Raw genomic sequence first — 7,292 nt, 5'->3', positions numbered from 1 at the left:
CGGGTAGCTCATTTTGGGGGCAGCTCGCGGGCGAAGAACGCCGCTGCCCGACGCAGGATCTCATTCTCTTGTTCCAGTAGCCGGATGCGTTTCTTCGCATCCCGCAGCTCGGCCGCCTGGGCAGCGCTCACGCCCGGGCGGGTGCCGTCCTCGATATCGGCCTTCTTGAGTCAATTATGCAGAGTGGCCTCGGAGATTCCGAAGTCCCTAGCGATCTGGGAGATCGGCGCTTCATGCTTGCGAGCCACGGCCACAACATCGCGACGGAACTAAGCGGGGAAAGGCTTAGGCATATCGATATCCTTGCTCCAAGGAATATATCCTCACAAGTCAGCAGTCAAGCAAACCCGCGGCAATCCCGTGGGTTTGGTTGTCTTTGGTCGGGAATGGCGGTCTTCCGTCATGATTTCGGTTTTGTGCACTCTATACATGTGGGGAGTGTTGTTCGTACTTACCCGTGGCAGTGATGTCGCGGTGGACGGTGAATCCGACGTGGGGCGACAACACTTTAGTTTCCAGCTTTGTCGTTTGCCCCCAGCGACGGTGAGGTTGGACTTCGGCACGGGCCAGGGGGCTGAGCACCCTTCTTGTCCCGGATCGGAGGAAGGCTAGGCCGGCGCTACTGCCCCCAGTAGCGCCGGCCTAGCCTTCAACCCATTGGAACGGGCAGTCGGGTCTGAGTCGTTATGGAACGGAAATCACACAATACGCCGCTAGTGCTGTTTTGGTTCTTCTGCGGGTTTCGTCAGATTCGGGGAAGACCGTTGGTTACTTCGACTCTTAGTGGTTGGTCTGTCGTGTTAAGGAGGCTCTTTGTTCATGGAAAGTGTGAACGTGGAAGAATCGTTGGTTCTTGTTGCGGCGCGGGATGCGATCGGTCGGTAGGCAGTTGGTCGGCCGGGGGTACGCGGTGGTTACCGATGATGCTCTGACTGTTTCCAGTCATCAATGGCGCAGCGCTGCACGTGAAATCTCTGAGGAGTTGGATCGGCCCATGAAGACCACTCTCATCCATGACCGCTTGTATGCCATACTCACGGACTGGCCTAGGCTTGGTGAACGCTGTTCCTACCCGGCAGGGGTGGATGTGCGGAGCGGCAAAGAATTCCTGCTCGAGCTGAGAAAGCAAACAAGCAAGCATTGGCCCTCCCGCAGTACGCGAAGCGTCGCCTTGAGGTAAGAACCATTTCGGAAATTCCGCAAATGGGGCATTGCAACACTGTGAGACTTACTTGTAGCTGGTCTGGGACTGGCTGGCAGGATAGTTACTGGCTGTTTCACCCCTTGAGTGTGACTCATTAGGGCACTGACCCCTAGATTGTCCTTCTATTGACTTGTCCGTCTGCGAGGTGGGCCGATACCTGTCCGGCCCACCTCGGTAGCTTGATTAGAAGATTGTCCACCCCTCGGGGTGTGACCCATCACAGTGCTGTTCCTTTGGTGATTCGTACCCGGACTGGTACCGGCCTGCAACGGCCATCAAGCAAGTCCATCACAAAGGAAAAGTACGGTGACCGTCTTGTCCATCGTCGCGCATGATCACCATTTGTCGTGGGCGTCGACACTCATGCTCGCAACCACGTCTACGCTATCCTCGACACCACCAACGGTGCACTGCTGGATACACTCAGGAATTTCCCACCACCACGGCAGAGACCAAGCGGGCCATCACCTGGGTTACTCGCCGCACCCGCGCGGACGCCGACACTCTGTGGGGATCGAGGGCGCTGCCTCCTACGGATCCATCTTGGCCGGCACCGTAGCTGGCTCCGGGTTCCCGGTCGTTGATGCCCCGCGCATGGATACGAAGCTGAACCGCGGGGTCGGCAAGCCCGATGCCCTGGACTCCCATCGAATCGCCAGAACCGTATTGGCTTTATCGGTTGAGAAATTGCGCTGGCCCCGCCTGAATGAAGGAATCCGTCAAGGGCTGTGAATCTCGGTCACCGCACACAGTTCCATGGCGAGGGACCGTACTCGATCCGTGGATGCACTTAATGCCTTGGTGCGCAGCAACGATCTTGGTGTAGACGCCCGCAAGAAGCTCACACCTGCGCAGATCGAGGAGGTCTCCCTGTGAGCCCGTGAGGAAGAGGGTTCTGTAACCATCGCCAGCTCTGAAGCGATACGTATCGGCAAGTACATTTTGGCCATAGATGAGCATCTGAATACCAACGAGAAGCAGCTAGACGAGCTAGTCAAGGTTAGCGAGGCGGTACCTTTACTCGATGAGACCGGCTTCGGCCCGGTGAACACCGCGAAGTACTTCGTGGCCTGGTCCCACTAGGGACGCGTCCGCAATGAGGCAGCCTTTGCAAGTCTGGTCAGGGTGGACCCGATACGCGCTTCCTCTTGCAGTACGGTCAGACATCGACTGAATCGTGGTGGAAATAGAACCCTGAGCAGCGCCCTTCACATGATCTCGATTACCCGGGTGACGCACCATGCCGAAACCCGGTGCTACGTCGAAAATCGTTGGGCCGAGGGAAAGACGGATAGGGAGATCCGCCGCGGCCTCAAACGCTATTTGGCCCGCCGAGTGTTCCGGGTCCTTGCTGGTTCAGTTTCAAGCGAAACTACTGGAAACACGGATTTGCAGGCATAGAAGAGTCAATATTTCCCGTTTTCTGCAGCGACCCCTGAAGAGACCCTAAGGAGTACCGGGCCTTAATATGGCCGCACCAGGGTTCCCTGGAAGTAGGATTCCGCCAGCGCCCTCGCGGTTAATGCAACGCGCCCAAAAGAATTCTTGAAGCAGTCCCAATCCACTTCCTCCCCCGCTACGAATAACGATTATTTGAAAGGTCTCGTAGTAATCGCATGGTTGAAGTGGGGGGAGGGGGGTCATGTCTGCATCTCGCACGCCTAATTATTCTTCGGATTCTTTTCTCATCACTGCCTGTCGGAATGGTGACCGAAATGCTCAGGAGGCACTCTTTCGAAAACACTACTCCGCGGCCCTCCATCTGGCCGGCTGCTACACCCGAAGTCAGCAAGATGCTGAAGACATCGCGTCAGAGGCTTTCTATAACGTCTTGAACATTATTGCTCAGGGAGCTGGACCGCTGGAACATTTTCGCGCCTATCTATTCACCGCGATCAGAAATCTCTGCGCCAAGAACTCCAGCACTTCTTCGAGGGTGGTCGTTGTGGAACTCGAAGCCATTCTGGAGTTGGAGAACGGTCGCAGCGATCCATGGACTGATGATGGCGCTGCCCAGCACGTCCTGGCCGATGAGATGCTTCGCGGTGCTTTTGAAAATCTTCCCCGGCGCTGGCAGCTTGCTCTGTGGCACGTCATCGTTTTAGGGACACCACGATCAGACGTTGCCGAGATTCTCCACATCAGCCCCAACGCGTTCGCGGCGCTCTACGGGAGAGCGAAACGCGGGCTTCGAGAGCAAGCTGCTGGTTACCATCGATAATCGCGCCTGTTAGCCGCCCGGAAGGGATGGGGCAGAGGCCAATAGTGAGCGCGTGTAGTGGTGTTGGGGTCGGAGAACACGGACTCGGTTTTCCCGGATTCGAGAACTGCCCCGGCGCGCATGACCAGCACGGCATCACTCATATGCCTGATCACCGAGAGGTCGTGGGAGATGAAGAGGTAGCTCAGCCCGAGCCGCTGCTGCAGATCATCAAGGAGGTCAAGGATCTGGGCCTGGACTGAGACGTCTAAGGCGGAGACAGGTTCATCGCAGATCAGCACCCTCGGTTTCGGTGCAAGTGCGCGGGCAATAGCCGCCCCCGGTTCCAGGCCAACCATCGCCAGCAACTCAGGAACTTCCGTGGTGTACTTTCGTGGATTGCGGGTGGCACCAAAACTCAACGCATCAGCCAAGAGCGAGCCCGTGGAAAGCCTCGGATCGAAGGACGAAAGCGGGTCCTGGTAAATAGCGCCCAGGGACGAGCGGCGTGAGCGGCGCCCGGATTCGGCAACAGGGCTCCACGGTTCGGGGTGAGTAGGAAGTGGACAGCGATTAGTGCTTAAGAACCCGGTGAGGGTCGGAATCCTTTGTTGGTGACGTGAGCTAGCAGAAGCATGCCGACGAATATCTAAATCAAGGCCCGCGTGAACAGTCTCGAATAGTTGCTGTCCGTGATCACAGACCTGGCAGACGCGGGTTCCGAACAGGTTATACATGACGATACCTACTTCGCCTGTCCGAACGGCAGGCTCAAGCTCCGGATTCTCGATGGCTGGCAATGGGTGCTGATCTACTAGGCCCGGTACCCCCGAAGCCACCTTCAAGAGTATCGGGCCGTCGCCCCATGATTGGTGGGGTTTGCCGCTCTTAAGAGTGCGTAACCGAGTTCTCTGGCGCGTTGGGGTGTCAACGCTATTCTTTGGTTTCGTACGGAAATTCGCACGATAGCTACGTCAAAGAGACTCGCGATTCTTTCGTCTTCAATGGTGATGGAGTCAACGCTGAATGGAATCTGCACCTCATCCTTCACAGGGTTCCTGACTGAACCTGCTCTGTGTGAGTTGTCCGGGAATTGAGGTTACGGGGTGTCGTCGTGGTGCAGGCGCTGTAGTTGTTCTTAAGATGGAACTTTCTCGGTTATTCGAGAAAGGCCAAACGCCGGTTGTGCGTTGCGCGGGATTTCGGAGCAGGTTGATCATGTCGTGGTGTCCTCTGCGGTATTGATGAGTGCGTCACATTCACTGAAGAGTCTGCCGAGACTGGGTGAGGAGAGCTCTGATTGAAGTGCGCTAATTAGATACCCGGGTTCTTGAATGTCTCTCTGAGTAACTTCATAACTGAATGAATAGCTTAGGGATTCCCCAGGTTCCAAGATTCCCCCGGTGAGTACCGGTGGGCAGGGACCAGTGGTGTACTGCAGTTGGTCGGCCAGTTCGTTCGTAAACGATCTCAAACGCAGGGTGACCTCGGTGAGTGTTTCAGATGTGGCATTGAGTATCCACGTTGTGAAGTGCAGTCGCTCACCAGGGATGGCCATGGCTGTATCCACGAGTTGAACCAGTTTGATCCCTGAAACTTCGATACCGGAGTCAGCCGAAGTGAAACCGGCCAAAGAGGAATAATTATAGGTAAGCGCGGCCATTTTCTCGCCAGTGGCGACAAGAACGTCTACTCCAGGTGTATCGTGCATAAGCTTTCATTCCCCCCTATCTACTAAGCCCCTCAACCACAGGGGAAGATGATGGAACAGTTCTGATGTGCCTTGCAAAGACAACGGCATGCCGTTTAGTGCAAGAACACCAACCAAGAACCATGCCTCTACAGATAGAGAGAAAGCTAGAACCAGATCATGACGGAACAAACCCTAGAAATTGCAATACTATCTATTTGGCCTAAATAGGAGTCCCCAGAAAATGACTGTAAGCCGTGCGAGGACGATAAAGCCTGGCTTTTAGGCCCGGTAGTCACTTAGGGGCTGCCCCGGCTCTGGTTGGCTTGCCCTTGGCAAGCTGTAGTTCAGTGGCTACCTGGCTCAACTCGGCGTTAGCGAAGGCTCGTTTATGCGACCCAAGTAGTTCGCCTCGGGTTCATTCCTGTGGGAGTATCGAGTCCCAAGTGTCAGGGGCCTCGAGGAGGTCTCTTAACTCAGCGGATATCTGGGAATATATCGTTTCAGCGTCGCCTGTACGTAGTCCTTTTGCCAGGTTTAGTTGATCGGCGACCGGCTTGTTTTCCGTTCTTTCCGAGATGTTGATTGCCCGGTCGATGTCTCGACCGTAGAAGTCGGAGCCTGAGGTTAGGTAGTTGCGTAGCCCCCACTGTTCCAGGACCCTTTGCAGGTCCATGAGTACGATCGCATCTCGCGCCCAGGCGGGGAGGCTGGCGTGCTCCGGCGAATCCAAAAAGCTCGCTGATTGCAGGGGGCGGAGGCGCCGAAGGCTTTCAAGCTGGGCGCGGGGGCCACCGCTGGCCTGCAACGCTGCGGAGTTGAGTCGGGTTCGATGATGGGCGAGAACCGCACGGGTTTCTCTGATGTCCGTGCTCCGTTCGAGGTATCGGAGCAGATTCGACTGAAGTTTCCTCCTCAGGCGCAGGCCGGGTCCGGCCTGCGCGGAGGGGGTACGGACATCGGATCGGTTCCAGCGGCGTAGCACGGAGTAGCAGGAGCTTAGAAGGGCGAAAACCGGCCCGTTCACCAGTCACTCACTTTAACGTGAGGGGCCAGAGGTTGTCGACACCGTCCTTGACCGCGATGACAACGGCGTTCTGCGCCAAATCAGACTCATTTATCAACTGGGCCGCGTAGGCATGGACTCCGAAGCGCTCAAGGAACCACTGGCTCAAGGGCTGGGGTTGAATTCCTCGCCAGACGAAGAAGGTATTCTGCTTCTTGTTGCGGCCCTTCCACGTGGATTTCTCGTCCTCTTTGATCATCTTGACAGGCACCGCGGAATTGATGGCCTCTGCGATTGCCGCCAGGTCGGGGTTTACTTTCGAAGGGTCCCAGAATGCGCTGATGACAAGGCCTGATCCCATGCCGCCAGGCGCACGGAACGCATGACGTTGAGCAAATATGCGATCGTCAGCGCTCTCCCAGAGTGAATACGCGTCCTGAGCCTTCTTCTTCGCACCGAACACATTCGGTTCATCGCAGAGAGAAAGAAAACCTTCTGGCGAACTAAGGGTTGACGGGAGGGTTTCAAAAATATTCATCGTGCTTTCCTTCACTAAAGAATCTGCCTATGATTTAGTTGACAGTTTGGGTTGATATTCCGGTGACCGGTTGAGTGGTCTTGTTTATTGTCTCAAACTCGATTGGTGTTAGCTTCCCGAGTCGTTGTTGGCGACGGTGACGGTAGTAGGTTTTTGTCGATCCAGACCACTGTGGCCAGGCGTAGCTCGGCCCGGTTTTCCCAGCGCTATTGGTTCAGCATGTTCTTTTGCAGGAGCGCGAAGAAGATTTCCATGGCGGCGTTATCTGCATATGCCTCGACGCTGCCCCTCGAGCCTTGCCCGTCGACAGAGTTGATCAGATGGATGTATTTCTTGGATGGTATTCAAGAGGATCGCTTGATGATCCTGGCGAAGAACGCTCAGTGAGAGTCACAAGAAATCAACGATCTGCCGAACGATTATTCCGACCTTCTGGGACGCCCCTAAATGGCTGTGCACGTCCACTGCCCTACTTCAGGAAACGGTGGCCGTGCACAGCCGGATACGAAACGATTAGTGCTTAGCCCTGCGTCGGCGTTGGATGGTGGTGAAGACGAGGGCGCCGGTGCCCAGGAGGGCGGCGAGGAGTGCGATGGTTGCGAGTGTGCCGGTTTGGAGTCCGGTCATGGCTAGGCCCTGTGTTGTGGGGTTGGC

4 protein-coding genes and 3 pseudogenes are annotated in these 7,292 nt (G+C 56.0%); 2 read left to right on the top strand and 5 right to left on the bottom strand.

Annotated features, from left to right (window positions below; all coding sequences use genetic code 11):
* Nucleotides 1-11: 11 nt before the first annotated feature.
* Nucleotides 12-254 (bottom strand): annotated as a pseudogene (locus CXQ94_RS23215) (transposase); the annotation flags it as partial.
* Nucleotides 255-1,510: 1,256 nt separating this feature from the next.
* Between CXQ94_RS23215 and CXQ94_RS21085 the strand changes: the two are divergent.
* Nucleotides 1,511-2,605: pseudogene (locus tag CXQ94_RS21085) on the top strand (transposase).
* Nucleotides 2,606-2,846: 241 nt separating this feature from the next.
* Nucleotides 2,847-3,425 (top strand): RNA polymerase sigma factor, encoded by a 579-nt coding sequence (locus CXQ94_RS21080; protein ID WP_104092556.1) that lies wholly within the window; start codon nt 2,847-2,849, stop codon nt 3,423-3,425.
* On the opposite strand, the gene CXQ94_RS21075 is transcribed toward CXQ94_RS21080, so the two are convergent.
* From CXQ94_RS21075 to CXQ94_RS23210, 4 genes and pseudogenes are all read right to left on the bottom strand, one after another.
* Nucleotides 3,413-3,838: an ABC transporter ATP-binding protein gene (locus CXQ94_RS21075; RefSeq protein WP_181034353.1), complete on the bottom strand. Its 426-nt coding sequence runs from the start codon at nt 3,836-3,838 to the stop codon at nt 3,413-3,415. The two genes, CXQ94_RS21080 and CXQ94_RS21075, sit on opposite strands and share 13 nt — an antisense overlap.
* A 782-nt stretch (nt 3,839-4,620) precedes the next feature.
* Nucleotides 4,621-5,115, bottom strand: a complete 495-nt coding sequence (locus CXQ94_RS21070) for a hypothetical protein (RefSeq protein WP_104092555.1) — start codon at nt 5,113-5,115, stop codon at nt 4,621-4,623.
* Nucleotides 5,116-6,128: 1,013 nt separating this feature from the next.
* A complete protein-coding gene (locus CXQ94_RS21060) occupies nt 6,129-6,638 on the bottom strand; it encodes a hypothetical protein (protein WP_104092553.1) in 510 nt (169 codons plus the stop codon).
* 34 nt (nt 6,639-6,672) lie between these two features.
* Nucleotides 6,673-6,934 (bottom strand): annotated as a pseudogene (locus tag CXQ94_RS23210) (IS3 family transposase); the annotation flags it as partial.
* Nucleotides 6,935-7,292 lie beyond the last annotated feature (358 nt).

Source organism: Arthrobacter sp. GMC3 (genome assembly GCF_002929305.1).
GTDB lineage: Bacteria > Actinomycetota > Actinomycetes > Actinomycetales > Micrococcaceae > Specibacter.
The sequence above is the reverse complement of the archived record's forward strand: the minus strand, read 5'-3'. Positions and strand labels throughout refer to the sequence as shown.

Coding starts and splice junctions, on each gene's coding strand:
- CXQ94_RS21080 (WP_104092556.1), top strand. CDS start 2,847: ATGTCTGCATCTCGCACGCCTAATTATTCTTCGGATTCTTTTCTCATC.
- CXQ94_RS21060 (WP_104092553.1), bottom strand. CDS start 6,638: ATGAATATTTTTGAAACCCTCCCGTCAACCCTTAGTTCGCCAGAAGGT.
- CXQ94_RS21070 (WP_104092555.1), bottom strand. CDS start 5,115: ATGCACGATACACCTGGAGTAGACGTTCTTGTCGCCACTGGCGAGAAA.